Source organism: Achromobacter sp. HZ01 (genome assembly GCF_003267925.1).
Lineage (GTDB): Bacteria > Pseudomonadota > Gammaproteobacteria > Burkholderiales > Burkholderiaceae_B > Achromobacter > Achromobacter pulmonis_A.
The window spans coordinates 210833-230903 of record NZ_LWKV01000002.1 but is presented as its reverse complement, the minus strand read 5'-3'; the positions used below and the strand labels follow the sequence as shown (position 1 = coordinate 230903).

The window sequence follows — 20071 nt, the reverse complement described above, 5'->3', positions numbered from 1 at the left end:
CGTGGGTTTTCGTTTTCAGGCCGCGCACATGAACGGCGCGGCGTCGTTCGCGGCGATGCGTCCGCGGACGTCCTCCAGCGCATGGATGATCCGCAGCACGGTGCGTCCGTCGCCGGTCGGCTGCAGCTGGAAGGTCACCAGGCTTTCGAGAAAGGGCGGCTCGTTCTCGCGCAGGCGCAGGCGCAGTTCCTCGGCGGGCGTCGCATCGACCGGCTCGGGGCTGGCCAGCGCCTGGCCGGGCAGCCACTGCTCGCGGAACTCGGGGATGCTGATGGCGCGCCAGACCTTCTCGGGCGGCGCGTCCAGCTCGTACTCGAGCACGATGTCCTGGGACGGGTCTTCGGGAGCGGTCGGATTCATTGGTCCATGTCCTTGAGCAGGGCCTTCAGGGCGTCGACGCGGGCCGGCCAGTAGGCGCGGTACTTCGCCAGCCATCCGGCGATGAGCGCCAGGCCGTCGGGGTCGACCTGGTAGTTGACGTAGCGGCCCTGCCGGCTTTCCCGCACCAACCGGGCCTTGCGCAGCACGGCAAGATGCTGCGACATGGCGGGCTGGCTGATGTCCATGCCCGCGCGCAGCGCGCTGGCGTTCATGCCGCCCGCGGCCAGCTTCTCGAATATCGCGCGCCGCGTCGGATCGGCCAGGGCCTTGAAGATGTCGTTTTCGATCATGTCAATACATTAGCGGATACTTATGTATTGAGCAAGCGGTCTTTCAAGGCAGGGAAATCAGAAACGGCGCTGAGGGGCTGTGGCGCAATCGCGCAGCCAGGGTTTCGTTTCGCGCATGGCACCGCGCCACCAGTCCGGCCAGGACATCCATGGATTCAACGCGGTGTACCTGCGCCAGGTGCTGGAACCGTCGAATTTCTTCGACCGTGCAGCTGCGGCGCGCCGCCAGCAGCAGTCCGTAGACTTGCAACAGCCGTAGATTCTCCGGGTGTATCAAGCCCAGCAGCTTTTCGACCACATCGAGCTTTTCATGCAGATGCAGAAGCGCGTCCGCCTCGGTACGGACTCCATATCGTTTCCAGGCTGGTTCGTGGTGGAAGAGCCGATTGCGGAACTCGCGGACCGTGGCTACCAGATCGTGAGCCTGGGCCAGCGTGGCGCCGGCGCGGCGTACTGGCCAAGGGCCACGAAACACGGCTGACAAATGCTTGGGCCAGATCAGCCCACGCCCCATGAATTCCGCATCGAGCAGGTAGCCCCACGTCGAGAATTCCGCCTTCGCCAGAACGTCGGCGTGGCGGGGAGTGATCCGCCCACGCACATGATGGCGGCCGCGCATTTCATTGATGGTCTTGCGGGTGGCTTTGACAAAATTTTCATGCACCGCCTGCACTGCACGAGGCGGCGGCGCGTCCGCCTTGTAGCTACGATATTTCAGCTTCGAGGCCGACCACCAGAAGGCGCCCATGTCCGCGACCAGTGCCTGGTCGATGGCGTTACGCAGGGCGATCTCCACTGAGCTGACCAGCGGATACAAGGCGCTGCATACATGGACATTCCAGAGGTAGGCGCCGATCAGCTCCACGTCATTGGAAGGCCGGAAGACGCGGGCGTAGCTGGCGATGCGTTCATTGCTGATCAGCGCGTCGATCAGTACGGGACGGTATTGCAGGGTGTGAGGCATGGCCGGGCGGTCTCCAGTGTGCTCCAGCCTGTCCTGGATCAGGCTTGACCCGGACGGACAGGCGCGCGTACGATCCAGTACAGGTTGGTGATGCCTTCCAATGGGTGCGCAAGGCGCCTACGACCCATCATGTAAGACCTGATTTCACCCCGGCCTTGAGCCGGGGATTTCATTTCCAGGGACGGAAATGTCACGCGGCGCGCAATAAAAAACCCGCCACGCGGGCGGGTCGTCGGTTGGGGAAGGAACGCGGCGCGCTCAGGCGGCTTCCTCGCCTTCCTTCTTGACCGGCTTGACCAGGTCTTCGCGCTTGACGCCCATCCACATGGCCAGCGCGGCGGCGACGAACACCGACGAGTAGATGCCGAACCAGATGCCGATGGTCAGGGCCATGGCGAAGTAGTGCAGGCTGGGGCCGCCGAAGAACAGCATGGCCAGCACCATCATCTGGGTCGACCCGTGGGTGATGATGGTGCGCGAGATGGTCTGCGTGATGGCGCTGTTGATGACCTCGTGCACGTCGGCCTTGCGGTACTTGCGGAAGTTCTCGCGGATACGGTCCATGATGACCACGGATTCGTTCACGGAGTAGCCCAGCACCGCCAGCACGCCCGCCAGCACCGACAGCGAGAATTCCCACTGGAAGAAGGCGAAGAAGCCCAGGATGATGACCACGTCGTGCAGGTTGGCGATCACGCCGGCGACGGCGAACTTCCATTCGAAGCGAAAGCCCAGGTACACCATGATGCCGATGACCACGACCAGCAGCGCCATCAGGCCGTTGTGCAGCAGCTCCTGGCCGACCTGCGGGCCGACGAATTCCACCCGCCGCAGTTCGACGCCGGAATCGGCGGCCTTGAGCGCGGCCATGACGGTTTCGCTCTGGGTCGCCGAGGTCTGGCCTTCCTGCAGGGGCAGGCGGATCATGACGTCGCGCGAGGTGCCGAAGTTCTGCACCTGGAAGTCGGTGTAGCCCAGCTTGGAGACCACGCCGCGCACGTTCTCCAGCTGCGCGGTCTGGGCGTAGCTGACTTCCATGACCGTGCCGCCGGTGAATTCGATCGACAGGTGGAAGCCGCGGGTGGCGATGAAGAAGACCGCCGCCACGAAGGTGACGAGGCTGATGATGTTCAGCACCAGCGCGTGGCGCATGAACGGGATGGTGCGGTGAATCCGGAAAAATTCCATTTTTTGCCCTGGCTATTCGGTGGCGGGCGGCATGGCCGCCCGCAAGCATGTTCAGTTGGTCTTCGGCTTCCAGACTTCGCCGATGGAGATGGACGCGAGCTTCTTCTTGCGGCCGTACCAGAGGTTGGCCAGCGCGCGCACGCCCACGACCGACGAGAACATCGAGGTCAGGATGCCCAGGCAATGGACCACCGCGAAACCGCGGATCGGGCCGGAACCGAACGCCAACAGCGCCAGGCCGACGATCAGCGTGGTCAGGTTGGAGTCGAGAATGGTGCCCCATGCGCGCTCGAAGCCGTGGTGGATGGCCTGCTGCGGCGAGGCGCCGCCGCGCAGTTCTTCCCGGATGCGCTCGTTGATGAGCACGTTCGAGTCGATGGCCATGCCCAGTGTCAGCGCGATGGCCGCGATGCCCGGCAGGGTAAGGGTGGCCTGCAGCATGGACAGCAGCGCCAGCAGCAGCAGCACGTTCAGCGTCAGGCCGATGGTCGAGAACACCCCGAACAGGTGGTAGTACAGGATGATGAACACGGCGATGGCCAGGAAGCCGTACAGCGTCGAGTGGAAACCCTTGGCGATGTTGTCGGCGCCCAGGCTCGGGCCGATGGTGCGTTCCTCGATGATGGACATGGGCGCGGCCAGCGCGCCGGCGCGCAGCAGCAGCGCGGTGTCGGCGGCCTCTTCGGAGGTCATGCTGCCGGAGATCTGGACCTGGCCGCCGGCGATTTCGCTGCGAATGACCGGGGCCGTGACCACTTCGCCCTTGCCGTTTTCGAACAGCAGGATGGCCATGCGCTTGCCGACGTTGTCGCGGGTCACGTCGCGGAAGATGCGCGCGCCCTTGGAGTCCAGCGTCAGGTGCACGGCGGCCTGCTGGGTCTGCGAATCGCGGCCGGGCTGGGCGTCCTGCAGGTTTTCGCCGGTCAGGATGACCTGGCGGCGCACCAGGATGGGACGGCCGTCGCGGTCGTTGTAGCGTTCCAGGCCGAAGGGCACGGTGCCGCCCAGCAGGGCGGCCTGCGCGGCCGGGGTATCGTCGACCATGCGGATTTCCAGCGTGGCGGTGCGGCCCAGCAGTTCCTTGGCCTTGGCCACGTCCTGCACGCCGGGCAGCTGGACCACGATGCGGTCGCCGCCTTGCTGCTGGATGACCGGCTCGGCCACGCCCAGTTCGTTGATGCGGTTGTGCAGGGTGTTGATGTTCTGCTTGAGCGCGGAGTCCTGCACGCGGGTGACGGCGGCCGGATTCAGGGCGCCCATCAGCAGGGGCTTGCCGTTTTCCTCGCGCTCGGTGAATTCCAGGTCGGGCAGGCGGCTGCGCAGCGTGGAGATGGCGCGGTCGCGGTCATCGTTGTTGGCGAAGGTGGCGGCGATGCCCAGGCCGGAGCGTTCGACGCCGGCCACGTTGACCTTCTGGTCGCGCAGCACCGAGCGCACGTCGGCGGCCAGCGAGTCGTAGCGGGCGGTCAGCGCGCCCTGCATGTCGACCTGCAGCAGGAAGTGCACGCCGCCGCGCAGGTCCAGGCCCAGGTACATGGGCTTGGGCGCGAACCAGCCCAGCGAGCGCATCCAGGCCGGCGAGGCCGGCAGCAGGTTCAGCGCGACCGTGTAGTGGGGATCGTCGGCGACGGTGTTGAGGGAACGGTCGAGCAGGTCGCGGGCCTGCAGCTGCAGGTCGGTGGAGGCGAAGCGGGCGCGCACGGTGCCCAGCGTGCCGTTCTGTTCGTAGTAGACCCCTTCGTTGGGGATCTTGGCGTCGGTCAGCACCTGTTCGACCCGGCTCAGCATGGCGTTGTCCACCTTCACGGTGGCCTTGGCGCTGGAGACCTGGACGGCGGGCGACTCGCCGTAGAAATTGGGAAGCGTGTACAGCAGGCCGATGAGGACCGCGATCAGGACCGTAATGTACTTCCAGAGAGGATAGCGGTTCATTGCCGGCTACTTCATGAGAGAGTGATAGAAGGGCCGCCCGGGCGACGGGCGCGGCGGGCGGCGGGGACCATCGGGCGCAGGAGCCCGGCGGGCCCCTGTGGGACGCTTACAGGGCCTTGATGGTTCCCTTGGGCAGCACGGTCGAGACCGAGGACTTCTGCATGATGACTTCGACCGGCTTGTCGGCCAGTTCCGAGACTTCCACGGTGACGTAGCTGTCGTTGACCTTGGTGACCTTGCCGAGCAGGCCGCCGGCGGTGACGACTTCGTCGCCCTTGGCCAGGGCGGCGAGCAGGTTGCGGTGTTCCTTTTGGCGCTTCATCTGGGGACGGATCATCAGGAAGTAGAGGATCACGAACATCAGGATGATGGGCAGCATGCCCATCAGCGCATTGCCTTCGGGAGCGGCGGCCTGGGCCACGACGAGGCTGGCGGTATCGATAACGGACATTGAATTCTCCTGCGTTTAGTATGTTTGGAGGGTCATGTTTGTATTTTTCTGCACCCATCCCCGCGCGAGCCATGGATAGGGCAAGCCGACTATTGTATATAGGGGCCGGCGGCCTGTTCAAATTCTAATCCACCCCTCGCGCGCGGTCGGCGGCGAAGCGGGCGCGCCAGGCCTCGAAGCGGCCCTCGGCGATGGCCTCGCGCATCTCCTGCATGATGGTCAGGTAGAAATGCAGGTTGTGCAGGGTGTTCAGGCGCGCGCCGGTGATTTCGTTGGCGCGCTGCAGGTGGTGCAGATAGGCGCGCGAGAAATTCGCGCAGGTGTGGCAGCCGCAGCTCGGGTCCAGCGGGCGGGTGTCGTCGCGGTACTTGGCGTTGCGGATCTTGACGTCGCCGTAGCGGGTGAACAGCCAGCCGTTGCGGGCGTTGCGGGTGGGCATGACGCAGTCGAACATGTCCACGCCGCGGGCCACGCCCTCGACCAGGTCTTCCGGCGTGCCCACGCCCATCAGGTAGCGCGGCGCGTGCTGCGGCAGCCGCGGCGTGACGTGCGCCAGGATGCGCATCATGTCTTCCTTGGGCTCGCCCACCGACAGGCCGCCGATGGCGTAGCCGTGAAAGCCGATATCCTGTAGCCCGGCCAGCGATTCGTCGCGCAGCGACTCGTACATGCCGCCCTGGACGATGCCGAACAGGGCGTTGGGGTTGCCCAGGCGGTCGAATTCGTCGCGCGAGCGGCGCGCCCAGCGCAGCGACATGCGCATCGAGCGGGCGGCTTCCTCGACGGTGGCGGGGCGGCCGTCGATTTCATAGGGCGTGCATTCGTCGAACACCATCACGATGTCCGAGTTCAGCGAACGCTGGATGCGCATGGACTCTTCGGGCGTCAGGAACAGGCGCGCGCCGTCGATGGGGGAGGCGAACTTGACGCCTTCCTCGGTGATTTTGCGCATGCCCTGCAGGCTGAACACCTGGAAGCCGCCCGAGTCGGTCAGGATGGGCTTGTCCCATTGCATGAAGCCGTGCAGGCCGCCGTGCTTTTCCATGATCTGCGTGCCGGGACGCAGCCACAGGTGGAAGGTGTTGCCCAGCACGATCTGGGAGCCGATCTCTTTCAGTTCGTGCGGCAGCATGGCCTTGACGCTGCCATAGGTGCCCACGGGCATGAAGATGGGCGTCTCGACCACGCCGTGGTTCAGCGTGATGCGGCCGCGGCGGGCGCCGCCGTCGGTGGCGAGCAGTTCGAAGTTCAGTCCGGTCATGGGGCAGGGGATTCGATGAACATGGCGTCGCCGTAGCTGAAGAAGCGGTAGCGCTCGGCGACGGCGTGGGCGTAGGCGCGGCGTATCGGTTCGACGCCGGCCAGCGCCGACACCAGCATCAGCAGGGTCGACTGGGGCAGGTGGAAGTTGGTGACCAGCGCGTCGATGACACGGTACTGGTATCCGGGCGTGATGAACAGGCGGGTGTCGCCCTGGGCGGGCGCCAGCGGCAGGCCGGGGGCGGCGCGGCCCTCGGTCTGGGCGGCGGCCGATTCCAGCGCGCGCACGCTGGTGGTGCCCACGGCGATGACGCGGCCGCCGCGGCCGCGGGCCGCGGCGATGGCGTCGACCGTGGCCTGCGGCACGGTGTACCACTCGGCATGCATGACGTGGTCGGCCAGGTTGTCGACCCGCACGGGCTGGAAGGTGCCCGCGCCCACATGCAGCGTGACGAAGGCGCGCGCCACGCCCAGCGCCTGCAGGCGGTCCAGGGTGGGCTGGTCGAAATGCAGGCCGGCGGTGGGCGCGGCCACCGCGCCCGGTTCGCGCGCATAGACCGTCTGGTAGCGTTCGTCGTCGCCGGCGTCGGCCTGGTGCGTGATGTAGGGCGGCAGCGGCGTCGCGCCGTGGGCGTCCAGCAGTTCCAGCACCGGGCCGGGGAAGCGGATGTCGAACAGTTCGCCGTCCCGGCCCAGCACGGTGGCGTCGAAGGCCTCGGCCAGGCGCAGCACCATGCCGGCGCCGGGCGACTTGCTGGCGCGCACATGGGCCAGCACGCGGTCGGGCTCGGTGATGCGCTCGACCAGCACCTCGACCTTGCCGCCGGTGATCTTGTGGCCGGTCAGGCGCGCCTTGATGACGCGGGTGTCGTTGAAGACCAGCAGGTCGTCGGGGCGCAGCAGCGCGGCCAGGTCGGCGAACTGCCGGTCGTGCAGCTGGCCGGCGCGATCCAGGTGCAGCAGGCGGCTGCCGGTGCGCTCGGCGGCGGGCGTCTGGGCGATGAGCTCAGGCGGCAGGTCGTAATCGAAATCGGAAACGGTAAGGGACTGGGTCACGCGGGTATCCGCCCGGACAGGACGGCAGAAAAGGGCGGCCGTTGATGGCACGGACGGGCCGGGCAAGCCCGGCGCAACCCGGTATTGTAAAGCGGCCGCCGCGCGCGGGTTTTGTTCAGGGGGACGGATTCCAGCCCAAACGGCGCGAGCAGTCGGCCGCCGCCGCGACCAGGGCCCGCACCGGCAGGCCCTGTGGCGCCAGGTCGAAGCCGCCGTGCAGCCCCAGGCCGGTGATGGCGCCCGCCAGCCGGCCCTGGGCGTCCATGACCGGCACGGCGGCCGAATCGATGCCATGCAGCAGGTTGCCGCTGACGCTGGCGTAGCCGCGCTCGCGCGTGGCCTGCCATTGCCGGCGCAGCAGGGCGGCGGGGTCGGCCGGCGGTTCGGGTGCGTCCAGGGCGCGGGCGGCGTCGGCGTGCTGGGCCAGCAGCGCGTCCCATTCGGACAGCGCGCGCGGCAGCACCAGGGTTTCAGGCAGCCAGGCGGCGTAGACGCGGCCCGTGGCGCTGTTGAGCAGCGGCAGCACCGAACCCACCCGCACGTTGACGGTCACCGGCAGCCGCGCGTCGCGCCACTGCACGATGGTCGGGCCGTGCTGGCCCCACACCGAAATGAACACCGTCTGGCCGATGGCCGCGCTCAGGCCATCCAGGCAGCCGGCCGCCAGCTTCACGAAATCCACTTCGGCCAGCGCCGCCAGGCCCGTATGCAGCGCCTGCGGGCCCAGCCGGTAGCGGGCGCTGGCGGGGTCCTGCTCGACGTAGCCGCGCCGCTCCAGCGAGACCAGATAGCGGTGCACCTTGGCGCGCGGCATGTCCAGGCTGCGGCCCAGCTCCGACACCGACAGCGCGCCGCCCAGCTCGGCCAGCCGGGTCAGCACGTCCAGCGCGATTTCGGCGGACTGGATGCCGGTACTGCTGTTTGTTGACATGGGATCGTCGCTTATTAGAATACGTGTATCACTAAAAAATACATCAGCCGCAAGCGGCGGACAATCGCGGAGACAAGCCAGCCATGAAGATGTCCATCTTCTCGGTCCAGGACCACTATCCGTCCCAGCCGCGCACGCTGGGCCAGCTCTACAGCCAGGTGCTGGAGCAGGCGCGGCGCGCCGAACAGCTGGGCTACGACACCTTCTGGGTGGCCGAGCACCATTTCCACGAATACGGCGCGGTGCCCAACCCCGCCGTGTTCCTGGCGGCGCTGTCGCAGCAAACCAGCCGGCTGCGGCTGGGCACCGCCATCTCCATCCTGACCTTCCACAACCCGCTGACGGTGGCGGAAAACTATGCCCTGGTGGACCAGCTGTCGCAAGGGCGGCTGGCGCTGGGCGTGGGCTCGGGCTACCTGAAGCATGAGTTCGACGGCTACGGCATCGACCCCGCGACCAAGCGCGAGCGCTTCGACGAGAACTTGATGCTGGTCGAGCGGCTGCTGCGCGGCGAACGCGTGACCCACGAGGGCAGGTTCAACACCGTCCGCGAGGTGCGCCTGAACGTGCAGCCGGTGCAGGACCCGGTGCCGCTGTACGTGGCCATCCTGCGGCGCGAGGCCGCCTACCACGTGGGCCGCCAGGGCCGGCGCATGCTGTTCGTGCCCTACGCGGCGGTGGACGATTTCGAGGAAATCGGCCAGATGATGCAGGACTACCGCCGCGGGCTGGCCGAGGCCGGCATCGGGGACGCCGCCGGCATGGCGGCGGTCGCGCTGCACACACACGTGGCCGCCACCGACGAGGAGGCGCGCCGGCGCGCCGCGCGCGCCTTCGACCTGTACGTGGATACCCGGCTGTACGCGCGCAAGCAGGTCTACGACGACATCATCGCCAGCGGCCTGTCGCTGTTCGGCTCCCCGGCCACCGTGGCCGCCAAGCTGGCGCGGCTGGCCGACATGGGCCTGGACCACGTGCTCGGCCTGCACAACTTCGGGCTGATGCCGCAGGACCTGGTGCTGGACTCCATGCAGCGCCTGATGGAGCAGGCCATGCCGCTTGCGGGCGTGCGCGCCGCCTGACCTCCGTTTCACGCCGTAGCGGATCGGCGCCATGCATAACCAGACATCCGCCCACCGACGTACGTCCACCACTGGAGACCGCGCATGATTCCCCGCCATACCCTGACCGCCGCCGCGCTTGCGGCCCTGCTGGCCCTAGGCGCGTCGCCCGCGCTGGCCCAGGTGAAGATAGGCGCCACCCTGTCGACCACCGGCCCGCAGGCTTCGCTGGGCATTCCCGAACGCAACACCATCAGCCTGCTGCCCGCCGAGATCGGCGGCGTCAAGGTCGAGTACGTGGTGCTGGACGACGCCTCCGACACCACCCGCGCGGTCAGCAATTCGCACAAGCTGATCTCGGAGAACAAGGTGGACCTGATCGTCGGGTCCAGCACCACGCCCAACACGATGGCCATGCTGGACACGGTGGCCAGCGGCGCCACGCCGGTGATCACGCTGGCCTCGTCGGCGCGCCTGATCGAGCCGGTCGACGACAAGCGGCGCTGGGTGTTCAAGACCCCACACTCCGATTCGCTGATGGCCGAGGGCATCGCGCGCCACGCGGCCGCCAACGGCGTGAAGAAGCTGGCCTTCATCGGCTTCAACAATGCGCTGGGCGAGACCTTCTGGGTGGAGGTCGAGAAGGCGGCCAAGAAGCATGGCATCGAAGTGGTGGGCAAGGAGAGCTTCGCGCCCACCGACACCTCGGCCGTGGCCCAGACGCTCAAGCTGGTCGGCGCGGCGCCGGACGCGGTGGTGGTGGGGGCCTCGGGCACGCCCGCCGCCATGCCGGCCCGGGCGCTGCGCGAGCGCGGCTACCAGGGCAGGATCTACTTCAACCACGGCGTGGCCAACAACGATTTCCTGCGCGTCTGCGGCGCGGCCTGCGACGGCGCCTGGGTGCCGGTCGGCCCGGTGATGGTGGCGGACCTGCTGCCCGACGACAACCCGGTCAAGGCCACGGCCAGCGCCTTCGCCCGGAAATACGAGGCCGCCAACGGCGCGGGCAGCGTCTCGCTGTTCGCCGCCTATGCCTGGGACGTCGGCCTGCTGTTGCAGCAGGCGATTCCGGTGGCGCTGAAGCAGGCCAAGCCCGGCACGGCCGAATTCCGGGCGGCGCTGCGCGACGCGCTGGAGAACGTCAGGAACCTGCCCACCGCGACCGGCGTGGTCACGATGAGCCCGACCGACCATAACGGCCTGGACGAACGCGCGCTGGTGATGGCGACCATCGCCGCCGGCAAATGGAAGCTTGAAAAGAAGTAGCGGCCGTCGCGCCGCGCCCGCAAGCCCTGCCGATTTTGTATGCTCTCGTTTTTGCTGGATGAGCAACCGGACGGGCGTGGCATGACGGGACTAGGGTACAAGCGTAGGGGCGGGCTGAAGCGGTGGCTGGCGGGAGGGCTGTTGGCCCTGGCCGCGGGCGCCGCCTGCGCCCAGGTTCCCGGCCTGCCGGCCGACGTGGTCCGCGCCTGGAAAGCCACCAAGCTGCCCGACAGTTCCCTGTCGCTGGTGGTCCAGGAAGTGAACGGTCCGCGCCTGGCGGCCCTGAACGCCAAGGAAGCGCGCAATCCGGCCTCGGTCATGAAGCTGGTGACGACCTGGGCCGCGCTGTCCGAGCTGGGGCCGAACTACGTCTGGCGCACCGAATTCATGACGGCGCCCGGCGCGCGGCCCGACGCCAAGGGCGCGCTGGCCGGCCCCCTGTACCTGAAGGCCGGCGGCGATCCGCAGTTCCTGCTGCAGGACCTGTGGGTGCTGCTGCGCGAGCTGCGCCTGAAGGGCGTCAAGCAGATCAACGACCTGGTCATAGACCGCAGCATCTTCGGCCAGGTCGCGACCGACCCCGGCGCTTTCGACGGCGCTCCGGACCGCGCCTACAACGCCAGCCCGGACGCCCTGATGGTGGGCTTCGGCGCGCTGCGCCTGCTGTTCACGCCTGATCCGGTGGCCAACAAGTGGGTGCCGCTGATCGATCCGCCGCTGCCGGGCCTGAAGATCGAGGGCCGCGTCGAATGGAGCGACGTGCGCTGCCCCGGCCCGCCGGTGGTGACCACCGATCCGGTGATCACCCAGCAGGGCGTGACCATCCGCGTCAACGGCAAGGTGGCCGGCTCCTGCGGCGAATTCAGCCTGTACCGGCTGGCGCTGTCGCAGCCGGACTACGCCACCGAAGTGTTCCGCATGCTGTGGAAGGAGCTGGGCGGCACGTTCAAGGGCCAGGTGCGCGCCGGTGTGGTGCCGCCCGACGCGGTGGTGCTGGCCTCGCACGATTCGCCCACGCTGTCCGAGGCGATCCGCCAGATCAACAAGCGCAGCAATAACGTCATGGCCCGCACCCTGCTGCTGACGCTGGGCGCCGAGCGCGGCCGGCGGCCGGCCACCGTGCCCAGCAGCGAGGCCGTGGCCAAGGACCTGCTGGCCAGGCAGGGCCTGGACATGCCGGAACTCGTCATCGACAACGGCGCCGGCCTGTCGCGCGAGGCCCGGGTCTCGGCCGACAGCCTGGCCTCGATGCTGACCCTGGCCTGGAGTTCTCCCCTGATGCCGGAGTACATTTCGTCTTTCGCGATCGCCGGGGTGGACGGCACCGTGCGCCGCCGCCTCAAGGGCAACGGCGCCCAGGGCATGGCCCACCTCAAGACCGGGTCGCTGCGCGACGTGCGCGCGATCGCCGGCTACGTGCTGGGCGCCAGCGGCAAGCGCTACGTGGTGGTCAGCATCGTCAACCACGAGCAGGCCGGCGCCGTGCGGGCCTTCGACGACGCGCTGATCGCCTGGCTCGCCGAACAATAGCGAACGGCGCCCCGGGGCCTGTACAGAGAAAAAGGAACTTCGCACCGGCCCCAAACCCGATTACGATCCCCGGAAGCGGCTCGACGCGGGCGGCGCGCAGCGCCGCGCTGCCGCGGTTGCGTCCGGGGCGACCAACCCCTTGATCAATATTCTGGAGTGTTACGCACATGCCCGTGCACGAAATCCGCCATCCGCTGATCCGCCACAAGCTCGGGATCATGCGCCGCGCCGACCTCAGCACCAAGAGCTTCCGCGAGTTGTCCCAGGAAGTCGGCGCGCTGCTGACCTATGAGGCGTCCAAGGACCTGCCGCTGGCCCCGGCCACCGTCGAGGGCTGGTGCGGCCCGGTCGAGGTGGAGAAGATCGCCGGCAAGAAAGTGACCGTGGTGCCGATCCTGCGCGCGGGCATCGGCATGCTGGACGGCGTGCTCAGCCTGATTCCGGGCGCCAAGGTCAGCGTGGTGGGCGTGGCCCGCAACGAAGAGACGCTGGAGGCCCACACCTATCTGGAGCGCCTGGTCGGCGAACTGGACCAGCGCTTGGCGCTGATCGTCGACCCGATGCTGGCCACCGGCGGCTCGATGGTGGCCGCGATCGACCTCCTCAAGCGCGCCGGCTGTAAGGAAATCCGCGCCCTGGTGCTGGTGGCCGCCCCGGTCGGCATCGACACCGTGCTGGCCAAGCACCCCGACGTGCACATCTACACCGCGTCCATCGACGACGGCCTGAACGAAAACGGCTACATCATGCCGGGCCTGGGCGACGCCGGCGACCGGATCTTCGGCACCACGCAGAAGACGGAATAGGCGGGCGGGGCGATGGGTGCCGCGCGTTGGACGGCCGGGTTTTTGCGCGAACCGTCTCGCGCTTTACCCATCCTACGATGGTTGCGGAATGCCCGGGATGCCCGGGATGGCCGCAACGCGCGGGACGACCCAATGCGCGGGATCACGCATCGGGTAGGATGGGTAAAGCGCGAGACGGTTCGCGCAAGCAATCAACCGTCGAACGCGCGACACCCATCAGGCGGCGCCAGCCGCCAATCCCCCCTTCAAGCCGCCATCCTCTCCAGATTCCCCTCGACATACTCCCCGAACCACCGCAGCCGCGGCGCCAGCCCCGCGACCTCGCCCACCAGCAGCAGGGCAGGCGAACGTATCGCGTGTTCGGCGGCCAGGGCCGGCAGCCGTTGCAGCGTGCCCGACAGCACCCGCTGCCCGGGCCGGCTGCCGTTTTCGATCAGCGCGAACGGCGTGTCCGGCGCGCGGCCGTGGCGCAGCAGGCGCTGCGTCAGCAGGTCCAGCTGGCCCACGCCCATATAGAACGCCACGGTCTGCCTTTCCTGCGCCAGCGCGGCCCAGTCCAGGTTGTCCTCGTCCTCGCGGCAGTGCGCGGTGACCAGGCGCACCGACTGGGCATGGTCGCGGTGCGTCAGCGGGATGCCGGCGTAGGCCGCACAGGCCAGCGCGGCGGTAATGCCCGGCACCACCTCGTAGCGCACGCCGTGCGCGCGCAGGTATTCCAGTTCCTCGCCGCCGCGGCCGAAGATGAAGGCGTCGCCGCCCTTGAGCCGCACCACGCGCCGCCCGGCGCGCGCGTGCTCGACCAGCAGCGCGTGGATGCGCGCCTGCGTGGCGTGGTGGTCTTCGCCCGGCTGCTTGCCGACCGCCACGCGTTCGGCGTCGCGCCGCGCCAGCGACATGACCTCGTCGCTGACCAGGCGGTCGTACAGGATGACGTCGGCCTCGTTCAGCGCGCGCAAGGCCTTCAGCGTCAGCAGCCCGGGGTCGCCGGGGCCGGCGCCGACCAGCGCCACGCTGCCGGCGGCCGGCGCGATCGGGGCCGCCAGCGCCGCGGTCAGCGCCGCCTCGGCCTGCACCGGCTGTTGCTGGCGCAGCAGGCCGGCCACCGGGCCGTCCAGCAGCCAGTCATAGAAGCGGCGGCGCGCGCCCAGGTCCGGATGGCTGGCGCGGATGGGCTTGCGGTAGCGGGCCGCCAGCGCGGCCAGCTGGCCCAGCGTGTGGTCGAACAGGGATTCGATGCGTTCGCGCAGCCGCCGGGCCAGCACCGGCGCCACGCCCGAGGACGAAATCGCCACGATCAGCGGCGATCGGTCGACGATGGACGGCACCTGGAACGACGACAGTTCCGGGTCGTCCACCACGTTGCAGAACAGGCGCCGCTCGCCGGCGGCCTGCGACACCGCGGCGTTGGCCTCGCGGTCGTCGGTGGCGGCGACCGTTAGCCAGGCGTCGTCCAGCCAGGCCGGGTCGAAGCGGCCGGCGAGATGGCGGATGCGGCCTTCGGCCGCCAGCGCCGCCAGGGCCGGCGTCAGTTCCGGCGCGCCCACGACCACGTCGGCCGAGGCCTCCAGCAGCGCCAGCGTCTTGCGCTCGGCCACCGCGCCGCCGCCCACCACGACGACCCGCCTGTCTTTCAGATCGGCAAAAATCGGGAAAAGCTTCATGAATGCCCGCCTCGGGCGAACCCGGGTAAATGTCTTTCGATCATAGGGACGGGGTTTCATCCCCACAACTTTTGATTTCTTCATTCCATATAGCCATAACTTATTAGCTCGCCGCGCCTAGGCGCGATTGAGCCACTGGCTCATCTCCACGATTTCGCGGGCGGCCTCGCCCAGCCGTTTCTGGTTCTGCATGGCGTACTCGCGCAGCAGGCGGTGGGCCTGGTCTTCCGGGACCGCGCGGGCCTTCATCAGAATGCCCTTGGCCTTTTCCACCACCTGGCGCTCGGCCAGGCGCTCGCGCGTCTCGCGCAGCTCGTCGCGGCGCGACTTTTCCATGGCGAAGCGTTCGATGGCCACGGTCAGCAAGGGCTCGATGCGCGCCGCCGGCACCTCGCCCACCACATAGGCCGCGACGCCGGCGCGCAGGGCCGCGCGTATGGTTGCGCGGTCGCCGTCGCCGGTGAACATCACCACCGGGCGGTCGCTGTGTTCGCTGGCCACGCAGACGTCCTCCAGCGTGTCGCGGCCGGGCGCATCGCTGTCGATCAGCACCACGTCCGGCGCCGCGCGGGCGATGCGGGCGGCGAGATCCATGCCGGTCGCCGCTTCCGCCACCACGCGCACGCCCGCCGCGGCCAGCACCTGCCGCAGCGACGCCGCGCGTCCTTCGCCATCGTTGAGCAGCATGACCTTGAGCATGACGCTTCCTCCTGATGGAGACGGTCATGCAAGTTCCATGCCATCGCGTCCCGCCCTGGGCGCGCCCGGCGAGGGGGCGGCGTCCGCACAGGAATGGTGCGGCGCCGCATCGGACTGCGCACCAAGTCGGTTCGCGCCGCGGCGTCCGGCGGCGCGCGCCCTGCGCGGCAGGGTCTTTTCGCGATTGGCACGGTCTTTGCTTGAGTGAAAACGGGCGGCCAACGGCGGCTGCCCACGCAAAGCGCCGCGATCCGCGGCAAGGGACAACGACGTTCCGCATCGCCACCGGCCTGGTCGCCGTGGCGCGCGGGACGTTTTTTTTTCGCCAGGAGCCACGCATGAAGCCAACCATCGCCAGCCATTCCACCGACACCGCGGCCCGCGCAGAAGCCGGCGCCGACCTGGGGCGCCGCAAGTGGCTGGGCGGCACGGCGCGCGCGGTCGCCGGCGCCGGCCTGCTGTCGCTGGTCGATCCGCTGGTGCGCGCCGGCGCCTGGGCCGCCGGCACCGACGCGCCCGAGAAAACCGAGGTGAAGATCGGCTTCATCCCGCTGACCGACTGCGCGTCGGTGGTGATGGCCTCGGTGCTGGGCATCGACAAGAAATACGGCGTCACCATCCAGCCTTCGAAGGAAGCCTCCTGGGCGGCGGTGCGCGACAAGCTCATGAACGGCGAGCTGGACATGGCGCACGTGCTCTACGGCCTGGTCTACGGCGTGCACATGGGCATAGGCGGGCCGCGCAAGGACTTGGCGGTGCTGATGGGCCTGAGCCAGAACGGCCAGGCGATCACGCTGTCGAACAAGCTGCTGGAGGCCGGCGCGCGCGACGGCGAATCGCTGGCCCGGCTGATGGCTTCCGAGAAGCGCACCTACTCCTACGCGCACACCTTTCCCACCGGCACGCACGCCATGTGGCTGTACTACTGGCTGGCGGCCTACGGCGTCGATCCGATGAAGGACGCCAGGGTCATCACGGTGCCGCCGCCGCAGATGGTCGCGAACATGCGCGTGGGCAATATGGACGGCTACTGCGTGGGCGAACCCTGGGGCGCGCGCGCCATCCAGGACCGCATCGGCTTCACCGCGGTCACCTCGCAGGCCATCTGGCCCGAGCACCCCGAAAAGGTGCTGGGCGCCAGCGCGGACTTCGTCGCGCGCCATCCGAATACGGCGCGCGCGGTCACCGCCGCCATACTCGAAGCCGGCAAATGGATAGACGCCTCGCCCGCCAACCGCCAGAAGACCGCCGAGACCATCGCCGCCAAGTCCTACGTCAACACCGACGCCGCGACCATCGTGGACCGCATGCAGGGCCGTTACGACGACGGCGCGGGCAAGCGCTGGACCGACGATCACGCCATGCGCTTCTACGCCGACGGTTCGGCCAATTTCCCCTACCTGAGCGACGGCATGTGGTTCCTGACCCAACACAAGCGCTGGGGGCTGCTGAAGGAACATCCCGATTACCTGGCGGTGGCCCGCCAGGTCAACCGCATCGATATCTACAAGCAGGCCGCGCAGGCGGCCGGCGCGGCGCTGCCGGCCGGCGAGATGCGCAGCTCCAGGCTCATCGACGGCGTGGCCTGGGACGGCAGCAACCCCGCGGCCTACGCCGACGGGTTCAAGGTCCGCGCCTGAGCGCCGATACGAAAAAAGGAGTGGCTATGTCCACCTTGACGAATGTGTCCGGCGGCGGCGAAGCCGCCATCCTGTGGCGCGTGCGCCTGGAGTCCGCGCTGCGCGCCATCGTGGGGCCGGCGGCCGGCTTCGCGCTGTTCGTGCTGCTGTGGCAGGCGGTGGCGATGCGCATACCGGAAATCCCCACGCCGGGCGCCACCTGGCATGCGGCCGTGCAGCTGTTCGCCGATCCGTTCTACGACAACGGGCCCAATGACCGCGGCATCGGCTGGAACGTGCTGGCCTCGCTGCAGCGCGTGGCCATCGGCTTCGGGCTGGCCGCGCTGGTCGGCATACCCGCCGGCTTCGTCATCGGCCGCTACGCGGCGGTGCGCGCGATGTTCTCGCCCATCGTCAGCCTGCTGCGCCCGGTCTCGCCGCTGGCCTGGCTGCCGCTGGGGCTGCTGCTCTTCAAGGCGGCCGACCCGGCCGCCATCTGGGCGATCTTCATCTGTTCGATCTGGCCCATGATCGTCAACACCGCGGCCGGCGTGGCGCGGGTGCCGCAGGACTACCTGAACGTGGCGCGGGTCCTGAACCTGTCCGAATGGAAGGTCATCACCAAGGTGCTGCTGCCGGCCGTGCTGCCGCACGTGCTGACCGGCGTGCGGCTGTCCATCGGCACCGCCTGGCTGGTGATCGTGGCCGCCGAAATGCTGACCGGCGGCACCGGCATCGGCTTCTGGCTGTGGGACGAATGGAACAACCTGAAGGTCGACCACATCGTCATCGCGATCTTCGTGATCGGCATCGTCGGGCTGCTGCTGGAGACCATGCTGATCGCGCTGGCGCGCCGCTACACCTACACCGAGGAATGAGGCCATGAAGAAATTCGTACGCATCGAAGGCGTCGGGCAGACGTTCAACACCGGCCGCGGCCCGTTCGTGGCGCTGCGCGACATCGACCTTACCGTGGCGCAGGGCGAATTCATCACCCTGATCGGCCATTCCGGCTGCGGCAAGTCGACCCTGCTGAACCTGATCGCGGGCCTGACGCGCCCGACCCGCGGCGTGCTGCTGTGTGCGGAACGCGAGATCGCCGGTCCCGGGCCGGACCGCGCCGTGGTGTTCCAGAACCATTCGCTGCTGCCTTGGCTGAACTGCTTCCAGAACGTGTATCTGGCGGTGGAGCGGGTGTACGGCGGCGCCGAGAAACGCCCGCAACTGGCGCAGCGCACGCGGGCCGCGCTGGACCTGGTGGGGCTGCTGCCCGCGCAGAACAAGCTGCCGCGCGAAATCTCCGGCGGCATGAAGCAGCGCGTGGGCATCGCGCGGGCGCTGGCGATCGAGCCGCGCGTGCTGCTGATGGACGAACCCTTCGGCGCGCTGGACGCGCTGACCCGCGCACACCTTCAGGACGAGCTGCTGAAGATCGTGGCCCAGACGCGCACCACCACCATCATGGTCACGCACGACGTGGACGAGGCGGTGCTGCTGTCGGACCGCATCGTGATGCTGACCAACGGCCCCGCCGCGACCATCGGCGACATCCTGCCCGTGCCCCTGGCGCGGCCGCGCGACCGGGTCGGGCTGGCCAACGACGCCGTCTATCTGCAATGCCGCGCCGCCGTGGTGGACTTCCTGCACCGGCGCTACGGCAATCCGGAGCGCGCGCCGGCCGCCGCGCAGGCGGACGCGGCCGCTGCCCCGGTGGCGCTGGAGGAGGCCGGCGCCGCGCGCGCCGCGGCCTAGCGGCATCATGGGAGCGAAACAGAAACTGGTGGTGGTGGGCAACGGCATGGCGGGCATACGCACGCTGGAAGAACTGCTGAAGCTGGCGCCCGACCTGTACGACATCACGGTGTACGGCGCCGAGCCCTACACCAACTACAACCGCATCCTGCTCTCGCCCGTGCTGGCCGGCGAACAAAGCCTGCGGGACATCGTGCTGAACGACGAGGACTGGTACGCGCGCCACGGCATCCGCCTGCTGATGGGGCGCAAGGTGGTGGAGGTGGACCGCGCGCGCCGCCGGGTGCTGGACGACGAGGGCGGCTGCGCGCCCTACGACCGGCTGCTGCTGGCCACCGGCTCGACGCCTTACATGCCGCCGGTGCCGGGCAAGGATCTCCGGGGCGTGGTCGCCTTTCGCGGGATCGGCGACGTGAACGAGATGATCGACGCTTCCGCGCGCTACCGGCACGCGGTCGTGGTCGGCGGCGGGCTGCTGGGCCTGGAGGCCGCGAACGGCCTGGCCGCGCGCGGCATGGATGTGTCGGTGGTGCACCTGGGCGCGTCGCTGCTGGACCGGCAGCTGGACGGCGCGGCCGCGGCGCTGCTGCGCGCCAGCCTGGAGGCTCGCGGGCTGAAATTCCTGCTGCGGCGCCAGACCCAGGCCATCCTGGGCGGCGCGGACGGGCGCGTGCGCGCGCTGCGTTTCGCCGACGGCGAGGAGATCCCGGCGGACCTGGTCGTGATGGCGGCCGGCGTCAGGCCGAACACCGAGCTGGCCGAGCGCTGCGGCCTGTACGTGAACCGCGGCGTGGTGGTCAGCGACACCTTGCAGACCTACGATCCGCGCGTCTACGCGGTGGGCGAATGCGCCAACCATCGGGGCACGGCCTACGGGCTGGTGGCGCCGCTGTTCGAGCAGGCCCGGGTGGCGGCCAATCATCTGGCGCTGCACGGCATCGGCCGCTACCAGGGCAGCGTCGCGTCGGCCAAGCTCAAGGTCAGCGGCATCGAGCTGTTCTCCGCCGGCGAATTCGCCGGCGGCGGGCAGACCGAAGCCATCACGCTGGCCGACTCGCTGGACGGCGTCTACAAGAAGCTGGTCATCCGCGGCGACAGGCTGGTGGGCGTCTGCCTGTACGGCGACACCGCCGACGGCGCCTGGTACTTGCGGCTGATCCGGGAAGGGCGGGGCATAGGCGCGCTGCGCGACCGGCTCATGGGCGGCGAAAGCGCGGCGGGCGG

18 protein-coding genes and 1 pseudogene are annotated in these 20071 nt (G+C 68.8%); 8 read left to right on the top strand and 11 right to left on the bottom strand.

Annotated elements, in window-relative coordinates; all coding sequences use genetic code 11:
- Positions 1–15: 15 nt before the first annotated feature.
- From A6B37_RS10140 to A6B37_RS10100, 9 genes are all read right to left on the bottom strand, one after another.
- The gene (locus A6B37_RS10140) at positions 16–360 is read right to left on the bottom strand and encodes an SRPBCC domain-containing protein (protein ID WP_102773707.1); all 345 of its coding nucleotides are present in this window, start codon (positions 358–360) and stop codon (positions 16–18) included.
- Positions 357–671 (bottom strand): metalloregulator ArsR/SmtB family transcription factor, encoded by a 315-nt coding sequence (locus tag A6B37_RS10135; protein ID WP_102773706.1) that lies wholly within the window; start codon positions 669–671, stop codon positions 357–359. The genes A6B37_RS10140 and A6B37_RS10135 overlap by 4 nt, the downstream gene beginning before the upstream one ends.
- A gap of 43 nt (positions 672–714) precedes the next feature.
- On the bottom strand, positions 715–1635 hold the full coding sequence (locus A6B37_RS26160) for a CAAX protease (protein ID WP_210405789.1): 921 nt from the start codon (positions 1633–1635) through the stop codon (positions 715–717).
- Between the two features lie 258 nt (positions 1636–1893).
- Positions 1894–2823 (bottom strand): protein translocase subunit SecF, encoded by a 930-nt coding sequence (gene secF, locus A6B37_RS10125; RefSeq protein WP_102773705.1) that lies wholly within the window; start codon positions 2821–2823, stop codon positions 1894–1896.
- 51 nt (positions 2824–2874) lie between these two features.
- Positions 2875–4755 carry a protein translocase subunit SecD gene (gene secD / locus A6B37_RS10120; protein ID WP_102773704.1) on the bottom strand — a complete coding sequence of 627 codons (1881 nt, stop codon included), beginning with the start codon at positions 4753–4755 and terminating at the stop codon, positions 2875–2877.
- Positions 4756–4861: 106 nt separating this feature from the next.
- Positions 4862–5206: a preprotein translocase subunit YajC gene (gene yajC, locus A6B37_RS10115; RefSeq protein WP_102773703.1), complete on the bottom strand. Its 345-nt coding sequence runs from the start codon at positions 5204–5206 to the stop codon at positions 4862–4864.
- Positions 5207–5330: 124 nt separating this feature from the next.
- Positions 5331–6467, bottom strand: a complete 1137-nt coding sequence (tgt, locus tag A6B37_RS10110) for a tRNA guanosine(34) transglycosylase Tgt (protein ID WP_102773702.1) — start codon at positions 6465–6467, stop codon at positions 5331–5333.
- Positions 6464–7522: a tRNA preQ1(34) S-adenosylmethionine ribosyltransferase-isomerase QueA gene (queA, locus tag A6B37_RS10105; protein WP_111825668.1), complete on the bottom strand. Its 1059-nt coding sequence runs from the start codon at positions 7520–7522 to the stop codon at positions 6464–6466. Before queA ends, tgt begins: the two co-directional genes overlap by 4 nt.
- Positions 7523–7637: 115 nt before the next feature.
- Entirely contained in the window at positions 7638–8453 is an 816-nt protein-coding gene (locus A6B37_RS10100) for an IclR family transcriptional regulator (RefSeq protein ID WP_102773700.1), read from the bottom strand.
- A gap of 83 nt (positions 8454–8536) precedes the next feature.
- Between A6B37_RS10100 and A6B37_RS10095 the strand changes: the two genes are divergently transcribed.
- The 4 genes from A6B37_RS10095 to upp all read left to right on the top strand — a co-directional run bounded on the left by A6B37_RS10095 (position 8537) and on the right by upp (position 13116).
- Entirely contained in the window at positions 8537–9535 is a 999-nt protein-coding gene (locus A6B37_RS10095) for an LLM class flavin-dependent oxidoreductase (RefSeq protein ID WP_111825667.1), read from the top strand.
- A gap of 84 nt (positions 9536–9619) precedes the next feature.
- Positions 9620–10780: an ABC transporter substrate-binding protein gene (locus A6B37_RS10090; RefSeq protein WP_111825666.1), complete on the top strand. Its 1161-nt coding sequence runs from the start codon at positions 9620–9622 to the stop codon at positions 10778–10780.
- An 81-nt stretch (positions 10781–10861) separates the two neighbouring features.
- Positions 10862–12310: a D-alanyl-D-alanine carboxypeptidase/D-alanyl-D-alanine-endopeptidase gene (gene dacB, locus A6B37_RS10085; RefSeq protein ID WP_102773697.1), complete on the top strand. Its 1449-nt coding sequence runs from the start codon at positions 10862–10864 to the stop codon at positions 12308–12310.
- Positions 12311–12477: 167 nt separating this feature from the next.
- Entirely contained in the window at positions 12478–13116 is a 639-nt protein-coding gene (gene upp / locus A6B37_RS10080) for a uracil phosphoribosyltransferase (RefSeq protein ID WP_102773696.1), read from the top strand.
- A 245-nt stretch (positions 13117–13361) separates the two neighbouring features.
- On the opposite strand, the gene cysG is transcribed toward upp, so the two are convergent.
- Both cysG and A6B37_RS10070 read right to left on the bottom strand, forming a co-directional pair.
- Positions 13362–14777: a siroheme synthase CysG gene (gene cysG / locus A6B37_RS10075; protein ID WP_102773695.1), complete on the bottom strand. Its 1416-nt coding sequence runs from the start codon at positions 14775–14777 to the stop codon at positions 13362–13364.
- A gap of 117 nt (positions 14778–14894) precedes the next feature.
- Entirely contained in the window at positions 14895–15476 is a 582-nt protein-coding gene (locus A6B37_RS10070; RefSeq protein ID WP_102773694.1) for an ANTAR domain-containing protein, read from the bottom strand.
- Between the two features lie 338 nt (positions 15477–15814).
- Here A6B37_RS10070 and A6B37_RS10065 point away from each other — a divergent pair, with 338 nt between their 5' ends.
- The 4 genes and pseudogenes from A6B37_RS10065 to A6B37_RS10050 all read left to right on the top strand — a co-directional run.
- On the top strand, positions 15815–17116 hold the full coding sequence (locus tag A6B37_RS10065; protein ID WP_111825665.1) for a CmpA/NrtA family ABC transporter substrate-binding protein: 1302 nt from the start codon (positions 15815–15817) through the stop codon (positions 17114–17116).
- 26 nt (positions 17117–17142) lie between these two features.
- Positions 17143–17973, top strand: coding sequence for a nitrate ABC transporter permease (gene ntrB / locus A6B37_RS10060; protein WP_111825664.1), 831 nt, complete (start codon positions 17143–17145; stop codon positions 17971–17973).
- Between the two features lie 4 nt (positions 17974–17977).
- Complete coding sequence (locus tag A6B37_RS10055; RefSeq protein ID WP_102773692.1) at positions 17978–18847, top strand: ABC transporter ATP-binding protein; 870 nt, start codon at positions 17978–17980, stop codon at positions 18845–18847.
- Between the two features lie 7 nt (positions 18848–18854).
- Positions 18855–20069: pseudogene (locus A6B37_RS10050) on the top strand (FAD-dependent oxidoreductase); the annotation flags it as partial.
- Positions 20070–20071: the final 2 nt, after the last annotated feature.